The organism is Buttiauxella noackiae (assembly GCF_000737905.1).
Classification (GTDB): Bacteria; Pseudomonadota; Gammaproteobacteria; order Enterobacterales; family Enterobacteriaceae; genus Buttiauxella; species Buttiauxella noackiae.
On record NZ_JPRU01000002.1, the window covers coordinates 485,509 to 508,138 of the forward strand.

The 22,630-nt window shown below is 49.2% G+C and carries 20 protein-coding genes; 10 read left to right on the plus strand and 10 right to left on the minus strand.

What is annotated here, in order from left to right; all coding sequences use genetic code 11:
* Window positions 1–5 precede the first annotated feature (5 nt).
* Genes IX31_RS10665 through IX31_RS10675 form a run of 3 tightly spaced genes read left to right on the plus strand, consistent with a single transcriptional unit; the run spans window position 6 to window position 3,700 of the window.
* Complete coding sequence (locus IX31_RS10665; protein WP_034457960.1) at window positions 6–2,339, plus strand: molybdopterin-containing oxidoreductase family protein; 2,334 nt, start codon at window positions 6–8, stop codon at window positions 2,337–2,339.
* A 2-nt stretch (window positions 2,340–2,341) separates the two neighbouring features.
* Window positions 2,342–2,890: a 4Fe-4S dicluster domain-containing protein gene (locus IX31_RS10670; protein ID WP_034457962.1), complete on the plus strand. Its 549-nt coding sequence runs from the start codon at window positions 2,342–2,344 to the stop codon at window positions 2,888–2,890.
* A 9-nt stretch (window positions 2,891–2,899) separates the two neighbouring features.
* On the plus strand, window positions 2,900–3,700 hold the full coding sequence (locus IX31_RS10675; RefSeq protein WP_034457964.1) for a dimethyl sulfoxide reductase anchor subunit family protein: 801 nt from the start codon (window positions 2,900–2,902) through the stop codon (window positions 3,698–3,700).
* 12 nt (window positions 3,701–3,712) lie between these two features.
* Here IX31_RS10675 and yajL read toward each other — a convergent pair whose 3' ends face one another.
* Together yajL and panE are read right to left on the minus strand one after the other, a co-directional pair.
* The gene (gene yajL / locus IX31_RS10680) at window positions 3,713–4,303 is read right to left on the minus strand and encodes a protein deglycase YajL (protein WP_034457966.1); all 591 of its coding nucleotides are present in this window, start codon (window positions 4,301–4,303) and stop codon (window positions 3,713–3,715) included.
* A complete protein-coding gene (panE, locus tag IX31_RS10685; protein WP_034457967.1) occupies window positions 4,263–5,177 on the minus strand; it encodes a 2-dehydropantoate 2-reductase in 915 nt (304 codons plus the stop codon). The genes yajL and panE overlap by 41 nt, the downstream gene beginning before the upstream one ends.
* A gap of 127 nt (window positions 5,178–5,304) precedes the next feature.
* Between panE and IX31_RS10690 the strand changes: the two genes are divergently transcribed.
* Entirely contained in the window at window positions 5,305–5,796 is a 492-nt protein-coding gene (locus tag IX31_RS10690) for a YajQ family cyclic di-GMP-binding protein (protein ID WP_034457969.1), read from the plus strand.
* Window positions 5,797–5,810: 14 nt separating this feature from the next.
* Here IX31_RS10690 and IX31_RS10695 read toward each other — a convergent pair whose 3' ends face one another.
* The 8 genes from IX31_RS10695 to IX31_RS10730 form a co-directional block, all read right to left on the minus strand.
* A complete protein-coding gene (locus IX31_RS10695; protein WP_034457971.1) occupies window positions 5,811–7,175 on the minus strand; it encodes an MFS transporter in 1,365 nt (454 codons plus the stop codon).
* A gap of 147 nt (window positions 7,176–7,322) precedes the next feature.
* On the minus strand, window positions 7,323–8,210 hold the full coding sequence (gene cyoE, locus IX31_RS10700; protein ID WP_034457973.1) for a heme o synthase: 888 nt from the start codon (window positions 8,208–8,210) through the stop codon (window positions 7,323–7,325).
* 11 nt (window positions 8,211–8,221) lie between these two features.
* Window positions 8,222–8,551 carry a cytochrome o ubiquinol oxidase subunit IV gene (locus tag IX31_RS10705; protein ID WP_034457975.1) on the minus strand — a complete coding sequence of 110 codons (330 nt, stop codon included), beginning with the start codon at window positions 8,549–8,551 and terminating at the stop codon, window positions 8,222–8,224.
* On the minus strand, window positions 8,551–9,165 hold the full coding sequence (locus IX31_RS10710; RefSeq protein ID WP_034457977.1) for a cytochrome o ubiquinol oxidase subunit III: 615 nt from the start codon (window positions 9,163–9,165) through the stop codon (window positions 8,551–8,553). The genes IX31_RS10705 and IX31_RS10710 overlap by 1 nt, the downstream gene beginning before the upstream one ends.
* A complete protein-coding gene (cyoB, locus tag IX31_RS10715; protein ID WP_034457980.1) occupies window positions 9,155–11,146 on the minus strand; it encodes a cytochrome o ubiquinol oxidase subunit I in 1,992 nt (663 codons plus the stop codon). Before cyoB ends, IX31_RS10710 begins: the two co-directional genes overlap by 11 nt.
* 19 nt (window positions 11,147–11,165) lie before the next feature.
* Window positions 11,166–12,113: a cytochrome o ubiquinol oxidase subunit II gene (cyoA, locus tag IX31_RS10720; RefSeq protein WP_034457982.1), complete on the minus strand. Its 948-nt coding sequence runs from the start codon at window positions 12,111–12,113 to the stop codon at window positions 11,166–11,168.
* Window positions 12,114–12,587: 474 nt separating this feature from the next.
* A complete protein-coding gene (gene ampG / locus IX31_RS10725; protein ID WP_034457984.1) occupies window positions 12,588–14,063 on the minus strand; it encodes a muropeptide MFS transporter AmpG in 1,476 nt (491 codons plus the stop codon).
* Window positions 14,064–14,111: 48 nt separating this feature from the next.
* Window positions 14,112–14,690, minus strand: a complete 579-nt coding sequence (locus IX31_RS10730; RefSeq protein ID WP_034457986.1) for a lipoprotein — start codon at window positions 14,688–14,690, stop codon at window positions 14,112–14,114.
* Between the two features lie 305 nt (window positions 14,691–14,995).
* On the opposite strand from IX31_RS10730, the gene bolA reads away from it, so the two are divergent.
* From bolA to hupB, 6 genes are all read left to right on the plus strand, one after another.
* Window positions 14,996–15,313, plus strand: coding sequence for a transcriptional regulator BolA (gene bolA / locus IX31_RS10735; protein WP_034457988.1), 318 nt, complete (start codon window positions 14,996–14,998; stop codon window positions 15,311–15,313).
* A 356-nt stretch (window positions 15,314–15,669) separates the two neighbouring features.
* Entirely contained in the window at window positions 15,670–16,968 is a 1,299-nt protein-coding gene (gene tig / locus IX31_RS10745; RefSeq protein ID WP_034457990.1) for a trigger factor, read from the plus strand.
* 320 nt (window positions 16,969–17,288) lie between these two features.
* Window positions 17,289–17,912, plus strand: a complete 624-nt coding sequence (gene clpP / locus IX31_RS10750) for an ATP-dependent Clp endopeptidase proteolytic subunit ClpP (RefSeq protein WP_034457992.1) — start codon at window positions 17,289–17,291, stop codon at window positions 17,910–17,912.
* 133 nt (window positions 17,913–18,045) lie between these two features.
* On the plus strand, window positions 18,046–19,320 hold the full coding sequence (gene clpX, locus IX31_RS10755; protein WP_034457994.1) for an ATP-dependent protease ATP-binding subunit ClpX: 1,275 nt from the start codon (window positions 18,046–18,048) through the stop codon (window positions 19,318–19,320).
* A gap of 251 nt (window positions 19,321–19,571) precedes the next feature.
* Window positions 19,572–21,926 (plus strand): endopeptidase La, encoded by a 2,355-nt coding sequence (lon, locus tag IX31_RS10760; protein WP_034457996.1) that lies wholly within the window; start codon window positions 19,572–19,574, stop codon window positions 21,924–21,926.
* 210 nt (window positions 21,927–22,136) lie between these two features.
* Window positions 22,137–22,409: a nucleoid-associated protein HU-beta gene (gene hupB, locus IX31_RS10765; RefSeq protein ID WP_034457998.1), complete on the plus strand. Its 273-nt coding sequence runs from the start codon at window positions 22,137–22,139 to the stop codon at window positions 22,407–22,409.
* Window positions 22,410–22,630 lie beyond the last annotated feature (221 nt).

Below are 22,630 nucleotides of genomic sequence, written 5' to 3' on the forward strand. Positions count from 1 at the left end.
ATTTCATGGAAGCGTTGAGCAAATATCGATTACAACGAAGAATGTTACTTAAAGGGATGGGAGTTGTTGGGTTGGCTTCGCTTACACCCTGCATGTTGGGTCTAAGTCAGGCAAATGGTGAGCCATTGCCACGGGTGCGCCTGAAACTCTCGGATTACAAGACCTACCGCTCCACCTGTGCAATGGAGTGCTTACATTGCAATTTGACGGCCTTTGTCTGGCAAGACCGGCTGATCAAAATTGAGGCAAGCAAAGATTTCAATGTGAAATGTTGCCTGCGCGGTATTAGCCGTACCAAATGGGTATATCACCCGCTACGTCTGACCCAGCCACTTTTGCGGACAGGTGAGAAAGGTAAAGGGATTTTTAAACCGATCGGTTGGGATGAAGCTCTCGATCTTATCGAAAACAAGATTCGTGACACGATTAAGGATCATGGCAATGAAGGGCTTTTAATCACCACCCATGCCGGGAATATGGACTCCATCAAGAATGATATGGGGAAAGCCTTTTTCGATTATCTGGGAGGGTCAACCAAACAGGCTGGGTCTCTTTGTTGTGCAGCGGTGACTGCGGCGATGATACCAATGCTGGGTCTTCGCTATGCCGATACACGCGATACGATAGCCGACAGCCGTTATATTCTTTGCTGGGGGAATAATCCAGCAGTCACCATGCATGCTTATTTCAAAAATTACAGTCAGGCGCAGCGCAATGGCGCACGCATGGTGGTTATTGATCCTCGTTTTAATGAAACGGCTGCAAAAGCTGATGAGTGGGTCCCTATTGTTCCAGGTACGGATATCGCTTTGGCTTTGGGGATGATCAAAATCATCATTGATGAAAAGCGTTATGACGCTGAATTTTTGAGGGCACATACCGGCGCTGTTTATCTGGTAGATGCGCAGCAAAAATTATTGCGTGAAAAAGCTGATGATCCAGATAGCTATCTGGTCTTCGATACCCGCAGTCAGAGCGTTGTGCGCCATGACTTACCAGGCGTTATGCCCGCTCTTTTTAGCAACGAATTGCCAGTAGGCAGCGCGTTTACAACCGTTCTTGACCAGATAAAACAAGAAGCAGAGCCCTGGAATGTCCAAAGAGTAACGGAAGAAACTGATATTCCTGAACAGACGGTATTGCGCCTTGCACGTGAATACGCCAGCACAACACCTTCGATGATTATCCAGAATATGTCGGGTGCGCAGCGCACTGAATTTGGAACTTATGTGGCTGCGAGCCAATTCTATCTGGCATTGCTCACCGGGAATATCGGTAAACGGGGCGCTGGTGTTTGCGATGCTGGTGGTGCAAGGCAGATGGCTAAGTTTTCCCCGATTATTCCACCCGCACCAAATGCCAAAAAAATCGCGCCAATCCCTGTGTCGAAAATTGGGGAATGGGTTGTCCAGCAAAAACCTCATCCTGTTAAGTTCTGGTGGAACATGACGATGGGAGCGATGACTCAACTCCCGAATACCAACCAGGTTCGTGAAGCCTTCAAAAGCGTTCCTTTTGTTGTGGTTGCGGACAACCTAATGACTTCTTCGGCACTGTATGCGGATCTGGTGCTTCCGGTAACGACTATTTTTGAAGACGTGAGCCTGATGGCCGGTGTACGTAGTCATTATGTGCAATTGATGGAAAAGGCCGTGGAACCGCCGGGTGAAGCAAAACCTGACTATTGGATTTTTGCCCGACTTGCTGAGCGCTTTGGGTTTGGTGAGGTGTTTAACCAGCCAATAGAGCACTACATTGATGCCTGCCTTGAAGGCTCTGGTATTACACGAGAGATGCTGGCTCAAGGGCCCGTTCGCCCCACTCAGGGCGATTGGATTCCATTCAAAGACGGGCAGTTCCGCACCAGTACCGGCAAAGCAAATCTGTTTATAGAAGAGTGGCAAAAGAAAAACTTTTCACCGGTGGTCACCTGGAAACAGGTTGCTGAGTCAGTAAAAGGTTCTCCTGAGCTTGCGAAAAAATACCCTCTCATGGCGGTGCAGCGCAAGTTGGCCCGCAGCGTTCATTCAAGCCACGGTATGAATGAATGGATCCTCGAGGTGCAACGCAACCGTCCAAACGTAATGATTCATCCAGATGATGCGCGTTCGCGCAATATCAGCGCTGGCGAATGGGTGGTTGTTTATAACCATCGCGGTGAACATCGGGCAATTGCGGATGTGACCAGCCATATTAAGCGGGGTGTGGTGTCGTTAGATAACGGTTGGTGGGAGCAACAGGGCGGCAGTAGTAGTCATGTGACGAATGATCATGTGGAACCATTAAGCAACGGACATTGCTGTAACAGCACCTTGGTTGATGTGAGAAGGGAGGCGTAACTATGGCTAAACAATATGGTTTTCTCATCGATATGAAAAATTGCTATGGGTGCAAAACTTGCAGCATGGCGTGTAAATCAGAAAACGAAACACCTCTGGGTGTACTTTGGCGACGTGTAAGGGAATGCCGTACGGATGATCCAAACAGTCAGGCATTTATTACGATGTCCTGTAACCACTGTGACGATCCACAATGCATGAAAGTTTGTCCGGCAAATACCTACCATAAACGTCCTGATGGCATCGTAGTACAGGAGCACGATCGCTGTATTGGTTGCCGTATGTGCATTATGGCTTGTCCATATAACGCACCCGTGTTCGATCCCAATGAAGGCAAAACGAGTAAATGTAATCTTTGTGCCGAGAGGCTAGATGAAGGGTTATTGCCCCGTTGTGTTGAGTCATGCCCAGCAGGTGTACTGCGTTTTGGTGAAATTTCTGCACTACGAGCGGAGTATCAAACTCCCTGGGAACGGCTGGAAAAACGTTATCACCTGCCAGACCATCGGATCAGTGGGCCAAATATCGTGATCATTCCTGCGGATGAGTAAGGGGTTTATATGGAAATTTATGAATTACCACTCGTATTCTTTACGGTTCTGGCGCAATGGGGAATAGGCGGTGTAATCGCTTTAACTCTTTGTCAATCCGGTAAAAATAGAGTTTTTGATACACCGACTGTGCGTAAAATTGCATTGGTCTTTTGGCTGATAACCATAATCGGCTCCTGTGCTTCTTTAGCTCATTTAGGGTCGCCATTAGGTGCTTATCGGGCTTTTGCAGGCCTTGGGCGTTCATGGCTTAGTCGTGAAGTTGTCGCCTTTATTTTGCTTAATGGGGGGCTGACGCTTTGGCTTTTAATGTGCTGGTTTGCGAATGACTCTGTATGGATGAAAGTCGCCAGCTGGTGTATTTGTTTGCTGGGTATTGGCGCGATCCTGGTCAGCTCTCAGATCTATTACCAGATGACGCTACATCCATTGTGGAACACCCTCGCCACGCCGTTCGCCTTCTTTGGCTCCGCACTATTGCTTGGATTTGCCAGTATCAATGTCATGGCAAATTATGTTCAGCAAAATCTCCCGGCAACGATTAAAGCGGGGTTGTTGCTGGGAATCGCGTTGATCATTCTGGCTCTGTGGATGCGATACCATATTCCCGGCGCGGATGCCGGCAGTGCACTGTTCTGGTGGCAGTTGCTGGCAAGCGTTGTCGTGAGTGTCTGGTTATTAGCTCGTGCAGGCAGTAGAAAAATCCCTTTATTTGCAGGGATGTTGCTGGTGGGGATAATTTTATCGGGTGAACTTGCAGGCCGGATGTTGTTTTATGGCAACGTCATGAGTGGAGCGCCCTGGTTTTAGGGCGCTTGCTGCTTAGACCCGGTAATCGAAAATGCCTGGAGGCAACACAACCTGAGCCGCTACTTCAGCGGCTTTTTCTTTCCCTACCAGCAGATGGATTATCTTCAGAGCAAAATCCATGGCTGTGCCGGGCCCCTGGCTGGTCAACAGGTTAAACCGCGGGTCCCAGACCATACGTTTATCTTGCCATTGAGCTTCTGGAATCGTCTCTTTCAGCCCTGGGAAGCCTGTCATATTGGCGATGGGGAAAAGTTCATGCGGAACCAATACCGTACCGGCAGCAGCACAAATAGCGGCGACGATACGCCCCGAAAGATGGAATTGGCGCACGGTTTCAACCAGCAGTGGGCTGTCGCGAAAACATTCCGCACCTTTTAAGCCGCCTGGTAATACGATGATATCGTACTCACCGTCTGCGACTTCAACCAGCGGCGCGTCGGCCAGCAGTTTTACCCCACGCGAACAGGTAATCGTCAGATCTCCATCGCTGGCAACGCTTGCTGTGGTAACGCTAATACCGCCACGGACCAGTAGATCGATAGTGGTGACGGCTTCGGTCTCTTCAGTCCCAGGAGCCAGACAAACTAGTGCTCGAGCGCTCATATTCATTCTCCTTACGCTTTATTTGCTCATACAAGCGGCTGTTCACCGGCACTGAAAGGCCATGGGCGCGCGCGCGTTGCAGTAAATAACCAGTAATGTAATCAATCTCGGTGTGGCGTTCGACCCGCACATCCTGAAGCATTGACGAGATGTTTTCCGCCGTGCTTTCGATAACTTTGCCGACATAATAAATCAAGTCTTCGGCCGTAGTGTGGTGACCTTCGCGTTCCATCACCCTGGCAACCTCATGGCATATCTCATTAACTTCACTCTGATGATGGCGCAGCTTACCGTTCGGGCAATTGTAGAGTGCAGTAAGTGGGTTTATCACACAGTTCACTGCCAGCTTTTTCCAGTTCGCCGCAAGAATGTTGTCGTGCCAGGCAATCTCAGGTAACGCGTGGTGCAGAATATCTGCAAGAAAGCTAAAATCGTTGCCCGTAGCGTTCCCTGGCCCAATATGTGTAATGCCATTGGCTACGTGAATAATGATGTTGTTATCGCGCCGCGCCGCATGCGTGGTAGCGCCTGATAAAAGTGGCTGGTGCAATGCCCCTAACTCTTCGAGAGTGCCCATGCCATTATGTAGCAGCAGAATAGGGCAGTTAGTTGGAAGTTTACCCGCCAGTGCTTTCACGGCGTCAGAAACCTGCCATGCTTTTAGTGTCACCAGCAATAATTCGCTGCTGGCGAGAAAATCAGGATCGTTGGCGATAAGCGTTTGGTTGAACACGCTTCCATCGGTTTCGACCAGATTGACATGGCAAAAAGGTTGCGGCACGCGCAGCCATCCTTGAACTTCATGTCTCTGCTTAAAAAGCGATGCCAGCCAGAGTTGACCGAGCGCACCGCAACCTAGCACGGTGATTTTCATTTTGCCTCCTGGCAGCAGATGTTTTGCTTAATCTATATTATACAGGGCTCTCTCCTGCTTTAACGGGTTGTTTTGCGCGGCCCAGCAGGTATTATGCAACGCAACAAAAAGAGAGGGGGAAGAAAGCATGCCATCTTTTGACATTGTGTCTGAAATTGATATCCAGGAAGTGCGTAACGCGATTGAAAACGCGGAACGTGAGGTTGCTACTCGTTTTGACTTCCGCAATGTGCCAGCAACATTTGAGCTGAATGAGAAAAATCAGTCCATCAAAGTTGCCAGCGAGTCTGACTTCCAGGTCAACCAACTGTTGGATATTCTTCGTGCTAAGCTGCTTAAGCGCGGTATTGAAGGCGCTTCAATTGATGTGCCGGAAGAGTTCGTGCACAGCGGTAAAACCTGGAGCGTTGAAGCGAAGCTTAAGCAGGGCATCGAATCTGCCATTGCCAAGAAGATTGTGAAGCTGATTAAAGACAGCAAAGCAAAAGTTCAGGTGCAGATTCAGGGCGAAGAGTTGCGCGTCACCGGCAAATCTCGCGACGATTTACAGGCCGCAATGGCGCTGGTTCGTGGTGGTGATTTGGGGCAGCCGTTCCAGTTTAAAAACTTCCGCGACTGATTTTTAAAGGGGCTTTATGCCCCTTTCACCAACTGTTCAATCTCAAAGCGATTCGTTAGCTTACTGTCTATCTTCACGTAGGCGCTGCGTTCCTGCGCGATAATATTCACCTCACTCACGCCATGTTGAGCCAGCAAACGCTGTTTCAGTGATTCATCTGCGGCCACATCTTCCGGTAATTCAATTCGCAGGCTTGCTACATACGGCGGCTCGGTCATCGTGCTGCTCACCAGTAGCCACACCATTGCCAGCAATGCGCCCATCAGGAATACCGTCTGCGAATCAAACAACCCGTCAATCCATCCGCCCAGAGAACCGCCAATGGCTACGCCTAAAAACTGGCTGGTGGAATAAATCCCCATCGCCGTGCCTTTGTAGCCTGCCGGAGATTCTTTGCTGATCAGTGACGGTAAAATGGCTTCCATCAGGTTAAACGCCAGGAAGAAGAGCTGAACACCCAGCACTAATTCCCAGAAATGCGGACCGGAACCCCACAGCACAATTTCAGCAATCAGCAAAAGTGCCACACAGCCCACAAACACGCGTTTCATACGGCGTTTTACTTCTGCATAGATGATAAATGGCACCACCGAAGCAAAAGCAATCAACATAGTGCAAAGGTAAACTTTCCAGTGCTCAGCCGCCGGGAAACCGGCTTGTTCAAGCTGGCCGGGAAGAGCGACAAATGTCGACATCAGCATGATGTGCAGGCACATGATGCCGAAGTTCAGCTTGAGTAGTTTTGGCTCTGCCAGCACTTTGCTAAAGCAGCCTTTCACCATGCCGGACTCGCGGTTCAACACATGGCTTTTAGTGTTTGGCACCACCCATAGGGTGATTAAAATGCCGCAACTTGCCAATAGCGCAATCATCCAGAACAGCGCATTTAAACCGAGGCTATGGGTGATGATGGGGCCAAGTACCATAGCGATGGCAAAGGTGACGCCGAAGCTCACGCCGATAAAGGCCATGGCTTTGGTACGATTCTGTTCACGAGTTAAATCAGAAAGCAGGGCCATTACGGCCGCAGCAATTGCGCCAGAACCTTGCAATGCCCGGCCAAGAATCACGCCCCAGATAGAATCTGAAAGTGCAGCAATCACGCTACCGAGCACAAAAATCAGCAAGCCGCCGATAATTAGCGGTTTGCGGCCAATACGATCGGATAGCAGGCCAAATGGAATCTGGAAGACAGCCTGAGCAAGGCCATAAATGCCGATGGCAATACCAATCAGTGCCTGGCTTGCACCTTGTAGCGCCATTCCGTAAGTAGTAAGAACCGGTAGCACCATAAACATGCCGAGCATGCGTAGTGAAAATACCGTGCCTAAACCCCACGTCGCACGTAACTCGACGGGCGTCATTTTGTAATCGTTCATTACCACCTCAGATAAAAAGCAGGCCTTAGTGTAGTGCGTGGGAAGGGGAGGGTAAATGGCTGGTTGTTTAATAAATATTACAATGTGGAATGCTTGATGGCACTAATAAAAAAGGGCGCAATTGCGCCCTTTTATGAGGTTCATGACTTACCAGACGTAAGTCATAAGATTTTGTGAATCTGGCACCATGAAATCGACCGACATCATCACGCTTAATGAGGTGATAGCAACGATTGAAAAGACGAACAATTTGCGCGCCCAGACTTTATCGTCCTCCACTTTATAACCACGTAATGCCATGCCCAACCACCAGACACTGACTGCGGCGGCCACGACCAGATATTTCCATCCGGCATAACCACCCAGCGACAGCATCAACGTTGCGACGGCAAAAGCGATGATATAAACCGTAATGTGGTTTTTCGCGACCGAAATCCCTTTAACCACTGGCAACACAGGAATGTTAGCCGCCTGGTAATCTTTAAAGCGGAAGATGGCAATCGCATACGAGTGCGGCATCTGCCACAGGCTAAAGATAGCCAGCAGGATTAAAGCACCGGCATCAAATTCATTGGTCACAGCACAGTAACCAATGACTGGCGGTGCGGCACCTGACAGGCTGCCAATTAGCGTGCCATAGACGGAGTGGCGTTTCATGTACAGGCTATAAACGCCGACATAAACCACAAAGCCCATCACGCCTAACCACATGGCCAGCGGGTTAGCACCAAACCACAGCAGCATGAAGCCAGCAATACCCAACAAGGTGGCGTATACCAGCGAGGTTTTCGGCGTAATCAAGCCTTTGACCAAAACCCTGTTCTTGGTTCTCTCCATCTTGCGGTCAATATCGCGGTCAATGAAGTTGTTATAAACACAACCCGATGCAACGACCAACGACACCCCAACAAGGGTGGAGATAAACAGGGAATAATCAATACTGCCCTTTGAGGCCAGTAAAAATCCGCCAATAACAGAAATTAAATTGCCGAAAATAATTCCTGGTTTAGTGACTTGTAGGTACCGCTTCATCATATAGGCTGCTCTTAGTGAACCATCATGTTCTGGTTGAGGTTCCACATAATCCAGATAGAGCCGACCACCAGAATGGCTATTATCAGCGCAGTAAAGGCAAAGGCCACCAGGTTCCAACGTTCCTCAGAAGAGGTGTTCATGTGCAGGAAGCACACCAGGTGAACTAAAATCTGTACTACAGCACTCACAAGTACCACGCCAAGAATTACTGCGTGGGACGCTGTTCCTGTCATAACCATCCAGAACGGGATTGCCGTCAGGATGATAGACAGGATAAAACCAGTCATATAGGTTTTAACGCTACCGTGGTGGGCGCCAGCGTGTTCGTTTGAATGACTCATTACATCGCCCCCATCAGATAAACAACCGAGAATACGCAAATCCATACCACATCCAGGAAGTGCCAGAACAAGCTCAGGCACATCAGGCGAGTACGGTTAGTACTGGTCAAGCCGCGACGGTAAACGTGGAACATCATCAGCGCCATCCAGACCAGACCAGAAGTTACGTGCAGACCGTGCGTACCAACCAGGGCAAAGAAGCCTGACAGGAAGCCGCTACGATCCGGGCCGAAACCTTCTTTGATCAGATGATGGAATTCATAGATTTCCATCGCGACGAAGCCCGCACCAAACAGGAAGGTCAGCGCAAGCCAGGAGATAACCTGGCTCTTGTTACCTTTGTTCATGGAGATGATCGCCATGCCGTAGGTGATGGAGCTGAACAACAGCAGGGCAGTTTCAACCAGCACAAATGGCAGTTCGAAAATATCTTTCCCTGCCGGGCCGCCGGCAGTGCCGTTCACCAGAACGGCATAGGTAGCAAACAAGCAACAGAACAGAATGCAGTCGCTCATCAGGTAGATCCAGAAACCAAAGACCTTATTGGTTCCTGCATCGTGATGCCCATGCTCCGCGGCGTGGGCGTTAGCGTGAGTGAGAGTTTCAGTTGACATTTTTCAGCCCTGCTTTGGTAATTTCATCGAAGTGCTGGTTTTCCAGTTTTTCAACTTCCGCAACCGGAACGTAGTAATCCACATCTTCGTCGAAGCTTTTTGCAATCCAGGTGATGATGATGCCGGCAAAGCCAACAATCGCCATCCACCAGATGTGCCAGATCATCGCGAAACCAAACACGGTAGCGAACGCGGCAATAACGATGCCCGCTGCGCTGTTACGTGGCATATGAATTTCTTCATAATGCGTTGGCTGTTTGTACGCTTCACCTTTCTCTTTCATTTCCCAGAATGCATCACGCTCATGAACGTGCGGCAGGTGGGCAAAGTTGTAGAACGGAGGAGGGGAGGACGTTGACCACTCCAGCGTACGGCCACCCCACGGGTCACCTGTCAGGTCACGGTTCTGCTCACGGTCACGGATTGAGACATAGAACTGAATCAACTGGCACAGGATGCCCAGCGCAATCAGCGCTGCACCACAAGCTGCAACAACCAGCAGAGTGTGGAACTGCGGATCAATCTGTTGGCTCAGGCGACGAGTCATACCCATAAAGCCCAGCACGTACAGCGGCATAAATGCGACGAAGAAGCCGATGATCCAGAACCAGAATGCGCGTTTGCCCCAGGTTTCATTCAACGTGAAGCCGAAAGCTTTTGGCCACCAGTAAGTCAGACCAGCGAAGCAACCGAACACCACACCACCGATAATGACGTTATGGAAGTGGGCAATCAGGAAGAGGCTGTTGTGCAGTACGAAGTCAGCGCCCGGGACTGCTAACAGAACACCGGTCATGCCACCGATAGAGAAGGTGACAACGAAGCCAATGGTCCACAGCATCGCGGAGTTGAACACGATACGGCCTTGATACATGGTGAACAGCCAGTTGAAGATCTTCACCCCGGTCGGGATGGCGATAATCATGGTGGCGATACCAAAGAAGGCGTTTACGTTCGCGCCGCTGCCCATGGTGAAGAAGTGGTGCAGCCAAACGATGAACGACAGTACCGTAATCGCGATAGTCGCCCATACCAGAGAGGTGTAACCGAACAGGCGTTTTTTCGAGAATGTCGCAACCACTTCTGAGAACACACCAAACACCGGCAGCACCAGGATATAAACTTCCGGGTGGCCCCATGCCCAGATGAGGTTGATATACATCATCATGTTGCCACCCATATCATTGGTAAAGAAATGGGTGCCAAGGTAGCGGTCAAGGGTTAACAGTGCGACGGTCACGGTGAAGATTGGGAATGCCGCAATAATCAGTACGTTGGTACACAGTGAAGCCCAGGTAAACACCGGCATTTTGAACATAGTCATGCCAGGTGTACGCATATTCAGGATAGTAACGAAGAAGTTAATACCCGTTAATGTCGTACCGATACCCGAGAGTTGTAGTGCCCATATCCAGTAATCGACGCCGACCCCCGGACTGTACTCTATGCCCGATAGCGGCGGATAAGCCACCCAACCGGTTTGAGCGAATTCACCAACCCCAAGAGACAGGTTAACCAGCACCACACCCACAACGGTGAACCAGAAGCTCAGGTTGTTCAGGAATGGGAAGGCAACGTCACGCGCACCAATCTGCAACGGCACGACAACGTTCATCAGGCCGATAACAAATGGCATCGCCACGAAGAAGATCATGATTACGCCGTGGGCGGTAAAGATCTGGTCGTAGTGATGAGGTGGCAGGAAGCCTGCTTCTCCGGCGGAAGCCAGAACTTGCTGGCTACGCATCATGATGGCATCAGCAAAGCCACGCAGAAGCATGACGATTGCGACAATCACGTACATTATGCCGAGGCGTTTGTGGTCAACCGAGGTAAACCACTCTTTCCATAAATATTCCCACTTACCGAAGTAAGTGATAGCTGCAACTAGCGCCAGTCCCCCGACGATAATTGCTGCCACCGTAACCATGATAATGGGTTCATGATATGGGACTGCATCCAGTGTAAGTTTTCCGAACATCGTATTATTCCTCGGCCCCTTAGTGAGAGGTTTCCGCGTGACTCATGTCCATGCCTTCCATTCCTTCATGCGCAGCGTGCTCGCCTTCAGGTTGGGTCATGTCCATGCTCTTCCCGTGCCCCATGAATTTGTTAATAACGTCTTTAAACAAATCAGGTTTAACAGCGGAGAAGTATTCGACTTTGTTGTATTCGCTAGGCTGTGCCAGTTTCTCGTAAGTCGTCATATCGTTCATGACTTCTGGAGATTGTTTAGCTTTAGCAACCCATTGGTTAAAGGTGTCCATATCTGGGGTGGCGATTGCCTTGAACTTCATCCCAGAGAAACCTTTACCACTGTAGTTAGACGAAATACCGTCGTAGGTGCCCGCTTCATCAGCAATCAGGTGCAATTTGGTTTGCATGCCTGCCATTGCGTAGATTTGGCTGCCCAGGCGCGGAATAAAGAAGGAGTTCATCACTGAGTTAGAAGTGATTTTGAATTCCACCGGGGTATTGGCTGGGAAGGCGATTTCATTCACCGTAGCAATACCTTGCTCTGGGTAGATGAAGAACCATTTCCAGTCCATAGCGATAACTTCGATGGTCACCGGCTTCGCATCGTGAACAAGCGGTTTGCTTGGCTCAAGAGCGTGCGTGGTTTTCCAGGTTAGTACCGCGAGGAAGATGACGATAAGGATAGGAATCGTCCAGACTACAGCTTCAACTTTGTTGGAGTGCGACCAGTTGGGGCTGTATTTGGCGTTTTTGTTTGAAGCACGATACTTCCAGGCAAAACCGATAGCCATTGCGATAGCGGGTATTACGACTATCAACATCAGCCCGATAGCTGTCAGTATCAACGAACGTTGTTCCAGTCCAATTTGTCCTTTGGGGTCCAGAAGCGCAGAATCACAGCCACTAAGTAAAAAAGTGCCTGTAATTAATGCCAACCATCCCAAACTTTTATTGTATTTCCTGAGTCTCATTTAACGACCTCAATTCCGGGGAGCTCTAATTGTCGTTTAAAGTGTGGAGGCATTTTACGGGAAGGTTACATTACTGTAAACATGAATGGCGTAGTGTCAGTGTGGTGTTACCGGGTTCTGCCGACAATGTCACATAGAATGCAACAAACTGTAAAATATCGAGATAGCCCGCGACCATGCTGGGTTATAACGAAAACCTATGTTGCTATAAATAGTGAAGGTTAATTGGTATAACCAATCATTTTGTTAAACATAAATTTAACAAAATGGCATCAATTAACAAACGAAGTGAGCTGTAAATTAATTTACCAACTGGCTGAATCGGTTAAAGGTGCGGAGAAAATAATTTTCGTGCTAATAATGCAAAAAAACAGGCTTGCTTTCGCCAAATAATTCATCGCATAAATCTTTGCATGTTAATTGAACGATATAGTTACTGAGCGAAATTTATTATTTTTATTAATCTGACGAATTTTACACTAAAGCTGATTTTCGCAACGCCAGATAATCAAGTATCCCTCCGAGTAAAACGCCACCAACTGCAAACAACGCTCCCCACTCCAGGAACTGAATGTTGAACGCCCAGTTTGTCAGGCCCGTCGCATTGGTAATTAATACCACCAACCATACCGCCAACAGAGCACAACCTAACATCAATGCCTGCAGAGCTATACGATAAGCGGAAGAAAATTCGCTTCGCGGAATGAAACTATCGTTATTCTGGGTGTATTCCAGCGTTGTTTTGCAAACCAGAAGCAACAGAATGCCTGGAACTGCGGCAATAACAGAGAATAAGTAAAAAGTGGGCCAGCCTTGCGCTTCAACAAACCAACCGGCAATCGGACCAACATAAACGCGGCCTACTGCGGATAAGGCTGAAAGCAGCGCAAACTGAGTGGCAGAAAACGATTTATTACACAGTGCCATTAAAAGCGCGACAAATGCCGCTGTACCCATGCCACCGCAGAGGTTTTCGAAGAAGACGGCGGCTGCCATGCTGAACATGCTCTTATCGGTAATCGACAAAAGCCAGTAACCAGCATTAGAGACACCCTGCAAAATGCCAAAGATCAGCAATGCGCGGAACAGTGACAGGCGCTGCATTAAAATGCCGCCGTAGAGTGCGCCAACGATTGTGGCAATCAATCCCAGTGTTTTATTCACCACACCGACTTCACCGGCATCAAAACCTACGCCGCGGATCAAAAATGTGGTCGTCAGACTCATGGCGAATGCATCCCCGAGTTTGTACAACACAATCAGCAGCAGAATAAGCCATGCATTGTTGCGGCCAAAGAAATCACGCAGTGGAGCGACCACTGCTTGTTCAAGGCTTTTTGGGACCGGAATTGCATCAGTGGGCTCTGGGGCAAGCAATGTAGCGATGATACAAGGCAGCATCAGTGCGGCCATCAACCAGTACATGCCCTGCCAGCCAAGGTATCTATCCGCAAGCCAGAGTGCTAAACCACCCGATACCAGCATCGCCAGTCGATAGCCCAACACGCTGATTGCTGCACCCGTGCCGCGTTCTTCAGCCGGAAGAACATCCGTTTTCCACGCGTCAAAGACGATATCTTGAGAGGCCGAGCAGAAAGCAATCACTACAGCCAATGCTGCCATCCAACGTAACTGCGAGCCGGGTTCAAGAAAACCCATGCCTGCAATAGCAACCAGCAACAGAATTTGGGTGATCAGCAACCAACCACGACGCCGTCCAAGCAGCGGCGGCGTATATCTGTCCATAACCGGCGACCACAGAAACTTAAACACATAGGCTTGCCCAACGAGCGAGAAGAAACCAATGGTTTTAAGATCGATGTTCTCGACCGTCATCCATGCTTGTAGCGTGCCGGAGGTGAGGGCGAGTGGAAGACCGGATGCAAAACCTAAAATCAAAAGAATGGCTGACTTAGGTTGCTGGAAGAGACGCAGATAGTGATTGGGCATACTTTGCTCTACATCCAGCCCGCATGACGCGGGCTGGTGGGGTATTGATTAACGAGCGTTCTGCTTAATAAAGTCGTGAACGCTGGTGTCCTGAGCCATATCAGCAATGGTATCAGTCAATACGGAGTTCACCGCGTTGGCGATATTCTTGTTGGTAGCCTGGAACGCCCCTTCTACGTTATAGCTAGAACGGTAGTTTTTGGTCATCTTGTTGCCATTTTTTGCGGTCGCAATGATCACGATGTCAGCTTTAGTGGCGATGTTGTAGCGCACGCTGCCCTGAGACACGTCAGCAAACAACTGGTTTACGATGATTTGCAGATCAACCGGGCTGTTTGGCCCAACCATATAACCACGCGCAGTCATCTGTTTTTCCAGCACTTCTTGCAGCAAGAAGCGCAGGTCACGGGATGGAGTCAGCGTAACCAGTTGGTTATCACGAGTGACTTTCGCCAGAGCCTGGTCTTTACGCTGATCTGCACCGTTGATGCTGACAGTCACACCCATCAAGCTCGGATCTTGCTGAGGCAGGCTAATGGTTGGAGAAACATCAATGGTAGTTGGTGGTGTTGCACAGCTGGCCAGCATAAATACGGCGACCAACGGGAATAATAGTTTTTTTAACATGTTCGCTATCTCAATGTACTCAAGGGGCAGGCAGATAAAAAATCACGCCATCATAACACTGCGGTTGCCCAGGGGAAGTAGTTAACGCACGTAATTTCATCGCGTTGCGCTTTTTCTGAGCGGTTGCAAAGCTATCTGACCACTTTGCCCTCGATTAGTGCCGTAATCACATTAATCTACAGGGGCTTGGCTAAGAAAATCAGACGAAAGCTAAATAATTGTTGTAATTCCGTTATTAAAACGGCTAAAAGCGGCTAACATTTAAAGGGATGAGTGGCATCTCTACGTAGTCGAGGAGAAAGTTCATGATGATGCGCGAGCAAATAGAATCAAAATTAAGGGCAGCGTTTGAACCCGTGATCCTGGAAGTCGCGGATGAAAGCTATCGTCACAATGTCCCGGCAGGTTCAGAGAGTCATTTCAAAGTGGTTCTGGTCAGCGATCGTTTTGTCGGTGAGCGTTTTTTAAATCGTCATCGTATGATTTATGGCACTTTGAGTGCAGAACTCTCGTCAACTGTGCATGCGCTGGCACTGCATACCTACACCATTAAGGAATGGGAGGGGTTGCATGACACTATTCTCGCCTCCCCACCTTGCCGTGGAGCAGGCTCAATCGCCTGAAGTTAACCTTCAGACTTGCAACTGAGGGAACTTTTCCTTTATGTTGCGGTATATGAATCGTGTTTTATAAAACGGCCTGCGGGCCGTTTTGTTTTGTCTGAGATAGCCCTCGTTATTCCAGGGTTTGGGCAAAAAATCCAAAAGAACTGTGAAAAGGGCCGCAGCAACACTGTGTTGCCGTTCTCGACTCACCTTGGTGATGCCGCTATAATGCTGCGTCTTATTTTTCGGAATGTCTTCGGGACGATTCTGACGACAGGGAATGTGATTCTGATACAGAAGGCATCCCGGTTCTGCGGAGTGCAAATGAGCGCTTCCAGAGTTGACCGAGCACTGTGATTTTTTGAGGTAACAAGATGCAAGTTTCAGTTGAAACCACTCAGGGCCTTGGCCGCCGTCTCACGATTACTATCGCTGCAGACAGCATCGAAACCGCTGTAAAAAGCGAGCTGGTCAACGTGGCAAAGAAAGCCCGTATCGACGGTTTCCGTAAAGGAAAAGTGCCGATGACTGTTATCGCACAACGCTATGGCGCTTCTGTTCGCCAGGACGTGTTGGGCGAATTGATGAGCCGCAACTTTGTTGAAGCGATCATCAAAGAAAAAATCAATCCAGCTGGCGCACCGAACTACGTTCCAGGCGAATACAAACTGGGCGAAGACTTCACCTACGCGGTTGAGTTTGAAGTGTACCCAGAAGTTGAGCTGCAGGGTCTGGAAGCAATCGAAGTTGAAAAACCGGTTGTTGAAGTGACTGACGAAGACGTTGATGCAATGCTGGACACCCTGCGTAAACAGCAGGCGACCTGGAAAGATTCAGACGCTGCTGCAACTGCAGAAGACCGCGTAACTATCGACTTCACCGGTTCTGTAGACGGCGAAGTATTCGAAGGCGGCAAAGCGTCTGACTTCGTACTGGCAATGGGCCAGGGTCGTATGATCCCTGGTTTTGAAGACGGTCTGGTTGGTCACAAAGCGGGCGAAGAATTCACTATCGAAGTGACCTTCCCGGAAGATTACCACGCTGAAAACCTGAAAGGTAAAGCGGCTAAGTTCGACATCGTTCTGAAGAAAGTTGAAGAGCGTGAACTGCCAGAATTTACTGAAGAATTCATCAAGCGTTTCGGCGTTGAAGATGGTTCTGTTGCAGGTCTGCGCACCGAAGTTCGTAAAAACATGGATCGTGAGCTGAAAGGCGCTGTGCGTAACCGCATCAAGTCTCAAGCAATCGACGGTCTGGTTAACGCGAACAACATCGACGTTCCAGCTGCACTGATCGACAGCGAAATCGACGTTCTGCGTCGCCAGGCAGCTCAGCGTTTTGGTGGCAACGAGAAACAAGCGCTGGAACTGCCACGTGAACTGTTCGAAGAACAAGCTAAACGTCGTGTAGTTGTTGGCCTGCTGCTGGGCGAAGTCATTCGTACCCATGAGCTGAAAGCCGATGAAGAACGCGTTAAAGGTCTGATCGAAGAAATGGCTTCTGCCTACGAAGATCCGGCTGAAGTTGTAGAATTCTACGGCAAAAACAAAGAACTGATGGACAACATGCGTAATGTTGCTCTGGAAGAACAAGCTGTTGAAGCTGTTCTGTCTAAAGCGAAAGTGACTGAGAAAGCCACTAACTTTAGCGAACTGATGAACCAGCAAGCGTAAGCATAATTTTTGGCATTATCGCCAAAATATTGCTGCATCAAGCCCGTCACCTACTGGTGGCGGGCTTTTTTTATCAGTGACTCCCTGAAAACCCATCAATAAAACGCAGTTTCAGGGTTAGCGTAACAAGAAAAGGTTGTTATGCTTGAAACAGGGCAAGCTTATCCCCATAAATAAGGGCATGGCTCGAAAATGGATCCCTGACTGATAATCCGTCCGAATAAGGTAATAGGTGTAAGCAGGAGCGTAGTCTTCTTCTGGCACCTCAAGTAGAATCAGTGCTGCAGGTATCGAAGGCTTAATTATTCCAGGAGACGGAAATGTCATACAGTGGCGAAAGAGATCAATTTGCACCCCATATGGCCCTGGTGCCGATGGTTGTTGAACAGACATCGCGTGGCGAGCGTTCATACGATATCTATTCCCGTCTGCTTAAGGAACGTGTCATCTTTATGACGGGCCAGGTCGAAGACCATATGGCTAATCTGATCGTAGCGCAGATGTTGTTCCTGGAAGCAGAAAACCCAGAAAAAGACATCTATCTCTACATCAACTCACCAGGTGGTGTGATTACCGCTGGTATGTCTATCTACGATACGATGCAATTTATTAAACCAGATGTCAGCACCATCTGTATGGGACAAGCCTGTTCTATGGGGGCATTCCTGCTGACCGCTGGGGCTAAGGGTAAGCGCTTCTGCTTGCCGAACTCACGAGTCATGATTCACCAGCCGCTGGGCGGTTATCAGGGCCAGGCGACGGATATCGAAATCCATGCCCGTGAAATCCTGAAAGTGAAAGCTCGTATGAATGAACTTATGGCGCAACACACGGGCAAATCTCTTGAAGAAATAGAGAGAGACACCGAGCGTGACCGTTTCCTCGCAGCAAGTGAAGCGGTAGAGTATGGCTTAGTTGACTCAATCCTGACTCACCGTAGCTAATGCCCGAAAATAGTGAGCCGTATACTATTATTGTTATAGCAACGGCTCATAGCGCGCTTACGATTGGCTGCGCCGTAGAATGGCACTTGCGCCGTCCTGTTCGGTGCACAGAAACAAAAAAGAGGTTTTACCGATGACAGATAAGCGCAAAGACGGTTCAGGCAAACTGCTGTACTGCTCTTTTTGCGGCAAAAGCCAGCATGAAGTGCGTAAACTGATTGCCGGGCCGTCAGTGTATATCTGCGATGAGTGTGTCGACTTATGTAACGACATTATTCGCGAAGAGATTAAAGAAGTCGCTCCGCACCGCGAACGTAGTGCGCTGCCGACTCCGCATGAAATCCGTCACCATCTCGATGATTACGTCATCGGTCAGGAACAGGCTAAAAAAGTCCTGGCGGTTGCGGTTTATAACCACTACAAACGTCTGCGTAATGGCGACAGCACCAACGGTATCGAACTGGGCAAAAGTAACATTCTGCTCATCGGGCCGACGGGTAGCGGGAAAACCCTGCTGGCTGAAACCCTGGCACGTTTACTGGATGTTCCGTTCACTATGGCTGATGCCACAACGTTAACCGAAGCCGGTTACGTGGGTGAAGATGTCGAAAACATCATCCAGAAACTGCTGCAGAAATGTGATTACGATGTGCAGAAAGCACAGCGCGGTATCGTGTATATCGATGAGATCGACAAAATCTCCCGCAAGTCTGATAACCCGTCCATCACTCGTGATGTGTCTGGTGAAGGTGTGCAGCAGGCGTTGCTGAAACTTATTGAAGGTACCGTTGCGGCGGTTCCACCTCAGGGTGGCCGTAAGCATCCACAGCAAGAGTTCCTGCAGGTTGATACCTCTAAGATTCTGTTTATCTGTGGCGGTGCATTCGCAGGGCTGGATAAAGTTATTGCTAACCGCGTTGAAACCGGTTCAGGCATTGGCTTTGGCGCGACCGTAAAAGGTAAATCTCAAAAGGCGACCGAAGGGCAGTTGTTAGGCCAGGTTGAGCCAGAAGATTTGATCAAATTTGGTCTGATCCCTGAGTTTATCGGCCGTCTGCCAGTGGTTGCTACGCTGACTGAGCTGAGCGAAGAAGCACTGATCCAGATCCTGAAAGAGCCGAAGAACGCCCTGACCAAGCAGTACCAGGCGTTGTTCAATCTGGAAGGCGTGGATCTGGAATTCCGTGACGAGGCGCTGGATGCAATTGCTAAGAAAGCAATGGCACGTAAAACCGGTGCTCGTGGTCTGCGTTCCATCGTAGAAGGCGCATTGCTCGATACCATGTACGATCTTCCTTCTATGGAAGACGTTGAGAAAGTGGTGATTGACGAATCCGTCATCGACGGTCAAAGCAAGCCATTATTAATTTATGGCAAGCCGGAAGCGCAACAAGCATCCGGTGAATAATTCGCCAAAATAACCAGTCAGTTAGTCTAAAAAGGGGGATTTATATCCCCCTTTTGCTTTTCCTTCATTCCTGGCATTGAATGCTCGGGAAACATCCCCATATACTGAATTACTTGTTGGTGATGCCATGATTCCTGTCATCCTTCAAGTGCAGGTACGTTGTTTACGCCTTCCTGCAAATTGAAAGATTTAAGGTATAAACAGAGGACATCGCCCCATCACCAGGCGGACCTTAACTAAGAGAGAGCTCTATGAATCCTGAGCGTTCTGAACGCATTGAAATCCCCGTATTGCCATTGCGCGATGTGGTGGTTTATCCGCACATGGTAATTCCACTGTTTGTCGGGCGAGAAAAATCCATTCGTTGCCTGGAAGCGGCCATGGATCATGATAAAAAAATCATGCTGGTGGCGCAGAAAGAAGCCTCGACAGATGAGCCGGGTGTAAATGACCTGTTCTCAGTGGGAACCGTCGCATCCATTTTGCAAATGCTGAAACTGCCAGACGGCACGGTAAAAGTGCTGGTTGAGGGTTTACAGCGCGCGCGTATCACCACGCTTTCTGACAACGGTGACCATTTCTCAGCTCAGGCTGAGTACCTGAATTCGCCAGCTATCGAAGAGCGCGAACAGGAAGTGCTGGTGCGCACCGCAATTGGTCAGTTTGAAGGCTATATCAAACTGAACAAAAAAATCCCGCCAGAAGTGCTGACATCGCTGAACAGCATTGACGATCCTGCTCGTCTGGCTGACACCATTGCTGCACATATGCCATTGAAACTGACTGATAAACAGTCCGTTCTCGAGATGTCCGATATTAACGAACGTCTTGAATATCTGATGGCAATGATGGAGTCGGAAATCGATCTGCTGCAGGTTGAGAAACGTATTCGCAACCGCGTTAAAAAGCAGATGGAAAAGAGCCAGCGTGAGTACTATCTGAATGAGCAAATGAAGGCCATTCAGAAAGAACTCGGCGAAATGGACGACACGCCAGATGAAAACGAAGCGCTAAAACGCAAAATCGATGCGGCTAAAATGCCGAAAGAAGCGCGTGAAAAAACTGAAGCGGAACTGCAAAAACTGAAAATGATGTCACCAATGTCTGCGGAAGCAACCGTGGTTCGTGGCTACATCGATTGGATGGTGCAGGTGCCGTGGAATGCGCGCAGCAAAGTGAAAAAAGATCTGCGTCAGGCGCAGGAAGTCCTCGATACCGATCATTACGGCCTTGAGCGCGTGAAAGATCGTATCCTGGAATACCTCGCAGTGCAGAGTCGTGTTAACAAGCTCAAAGGGCCAATATTGTGCCTGGTTGGGCCTCCAGGGGTGGGTAAAACTTCACTGGGTCAGTCCATCGCCCGCGCGACTGGGCGTAAATACGTGCGTATGGCATTAGGCGGCGTGCGTGATGAAGCTGAAATTCGTGGTCACCGTCGTACTTATATCGGTTCCATGCCAGGCAAGTTGATTCAGAAAATGGCGAAAGTGGGGGTTAAAAACCCATTATTCCTGTTGGATGAAATCGACAAAATGTCTTCTGACATGCGCGGCGATCCGGCTTCTGCACTTCTGGAAGTGCTTGATCCAGAACAGAACGTAGCGTTTAACGACCACTATCTGGAAGTCGATTACGATCTCAGCGATGTTATGTTCGTGGCAACATCTAACTCCATGAACATTCCGGCTCCGCTGTTGGACCGTATGGAAGTGATTCGTCTGTCCGGTTATACCGAAGACGAAAAGCTGAATATTGCTAAACAGCACCTGTTGACGAAGCAAATTGAACGTAATGCCCTGAAAAAAGGCGAAATTACCGTTCACGATAGCGCGATTACTGGCATCATTCGTTACTACACCCGTGAAGCGGGCGTGCGTAGCCTGGAACGTGAAATTTCCAAACTGTGCCGTAAAGCGGTTAAACAACTGCTGCTGGATAAAACGCTCAAGCACATCGAAATCGACGGCGACAACCTGAAAGATTTCCTTGGCGTGCAGCGCTTTGACTACGGCCGTGCAGACAGCGAAAACCGTGTGGGCCAGGTAACCGGCCTTGCGTGGACCGAAGTTGGCGGCGACCTGCTAACGATTGAAACTGCTTGTGTGCCGGGTAAAGGCAAACTGACTTACACCGGTTCTCTGGGTGAAGTTATGCAGGAATCCATCCAGGCAGCGTTGACCGTAGTGCGCGCGCGTGCAGAGAAATTGGGCATCAACGCTGATTTCTACGAGAAACGCGACATCCACGTTCACGTGCCAGAAGGTGCGACGCCGAAAGATGGCCCGAGTGCGGGTATTGCAATGTGCACCGCGCTGGTATCTTGCCTGACAGGTAATCCGGTTCGTGCCGATGTAGCGATGACCGGTGAAATCACACTGCGTGGCCAGGTTCTACCTATTGGTGGTTTGAAAGAAAAACTGCTGGCGGCACATCGTGGTGGTATCAAAACTGTTCTGATTCCGGATGAAAATAAACGCGATTTGGAAGAAATTCCTGACAACGTTCTTGCCGATCTGGATATCCATCCGGTGAAGCGCATCGAGGAAGTTTTGACTCTCGCATTGCAGAACGAGCCTTACGGAATGCAGGTTGTGACCGCAAAATAGTGACCTGACGCATATTCGGTAAATAAAATAAGAGCTGGCTGGTGAATTGTCACTTGCCAGCTTTTTTTTGTATCGCTACTTTAGATCGTTGGTGATGCATGCCATTAACAACGGGTGTTGTAAGGGCATGACAGGCCTGATATAACTGCTGCGCGGTCGCCCTTTGAAGGATACTGGTGCGATATAAATTATAAAGAGAGGAAGAGAAGAGTGAATAAATCTCAACTGATAGACAAAATTGCCGCAGGTGCTGATATTTCTAAAGCTGCGGCTGGACGTGCATTAGACGCTGTGATTGCTTCTGTTACCGAATCTCTGCAATCTGGGGAAGACGTGGCACTGGTTGGCTTTGGAACTTTTGCTGTTCGTGAACGTGCTGCCCGTACCGGCCGTAACCCACAAACAGGTAAAGAAATCACCATCGCAGCTGCAAAAGTACCAGGTTTCCGTGCTGGTAAAGCGCTGAAAGAAGCTGTTAACTGATTTATCACTAGCTAATACCCGTAGCATTCGAGTTGCAGGTAGGCGGCCAGGGAGCTTATCCCGATGAGTTTACTTCAGTAAGTGAATCGGGTAAGTGAATACAGCCAACGCCCCAATAGCTTGAAGAATGATGGGTATATAGGGCAAGGCTAGTAAAGTTAGGTCAGGGCGCATCGTTAGATGTGCCTTTTTTTATGCCTGATGGCTAATTTTGCGCATGT

Coding starts and splice junctions, on each gene's coding strand:
- cyoA (WP_034457982.1), bottom strand. CDS start 12,113: ATGAGACTCAGGAAATACAATAAAAGTTTGGGATGGTTGGCATTAATT.
- IX31_RS10670 (WP_034457962.1), top strand. CDS start 2,342: ATGGCTAAACAATATGGTTTTCTCATCGATATGAAAAATTGCTATGGG.
- cyoE (WP_034457973.1), bottom strand. CDS start 8,210: ATGATGAAGCGGTACCTACAAGTCACTAAACCAGGAATTATTTTCGGC.
- clpP (WP_034457992.1), top strand. CDS start 17,289: ATGTCATACAGTGGCGAAAGAGATCAATTTGCACCCCATATGGCCCTG.
- cyoB (WP_034457980.1), bottom strand. CDS start 11,146: ATGTTCGGAAAACTTACACTGGATGCAGTCCCATATCATGAACCCATT.
- bolA (WP_034457988.1), top strand. CDS start 14,996: ATGATGATGCGCGAGCAAATAGAATCAAAATTAAGGGCAGCGTTTGAA.
- IX31_RS10710 (WP_034457977.1), bottom strand. CDS start 9,165: ATGTCAACTGAAACTCTCACTCACGCTAACGCCCACGCCGCGGAGCAT.
- lon (WP_034457996.1), top strand. CDS start 19,572: ATGAATCCTGAGCGTTCTGAACGCATTGAAATCCCCGTATTGCCATTG.
- IX31_RS10695 (WP_034457971.1), bottom strand. CDS start 7,175: ATGAACGATTACAAAATGACGCCCGTCGAGTTACGTGCGACGTGGGGT.
- ampG (WP_034457984.1), bottom strand. CDS start 14,063: ATGCCCAATCACTATCTGCGTCTCTTCCAGCAACCTAAGTCAGCCATT.
- IX31_RS10690 (WP_034457969.1), top strand. CDS start 5,305: ATGCCATCTTTTGACATTGTGTCTGAAATTGATATCCAGGAAGTGCGT.
- tig (WP_034457990.1), top strand. CDS start 15,670: ATGCAAGTTTCAGTTGAAACCACTCAGGGCCTTGGCCGCCGTCTCACG.
- panE (WP_034457967.1), bottom strand. CDS start 5,177: ATGAAAATCACCGTGCTAGGTTGCGGTGCGCTCGGTCAACTCTGGCTG.
- clpX (WP_034457994.1), top strand. CDS start 18,046: ATGACAGATAAGCGCAAAGACGGTTCAGGCAAACTGCTGTACTGCTCT.
- yajL (WP_034457966.1), bottom strand. CDS start 4,303: ATGAGCGCTCGAGCACTAGTTTGTCTGGCTCCTGGGACTGAAGAGACC.
- IX31_RS10730 (WP_034457986.1), bottom strand. CDS start 14,690: ATGTTAAAAAAACTATTATTCCCGTTGGTCGCCGTATTTATGCTGGCC.
- IX31_RS10665 (WP_034457960.1), top strand. CDS start 6: ATGGAAGCGTTGAGCAAATATCGATTACAACGAAGAATGTTACTTAAA.
- IX31_RS10675 (WP_034457964.1), top strand. CDS start 2,900: ATGGAAATTTATGAATTACCACTCGTATTCTTTACGGTTCTGGCGCAA.
- IX31_RS10705 (WP_034457975.1), bottom strand. CDS start 8,551: ATGAGTCATTCAAACGAACACGCTGGCGCCCACCACGGTAGCGTTAAA.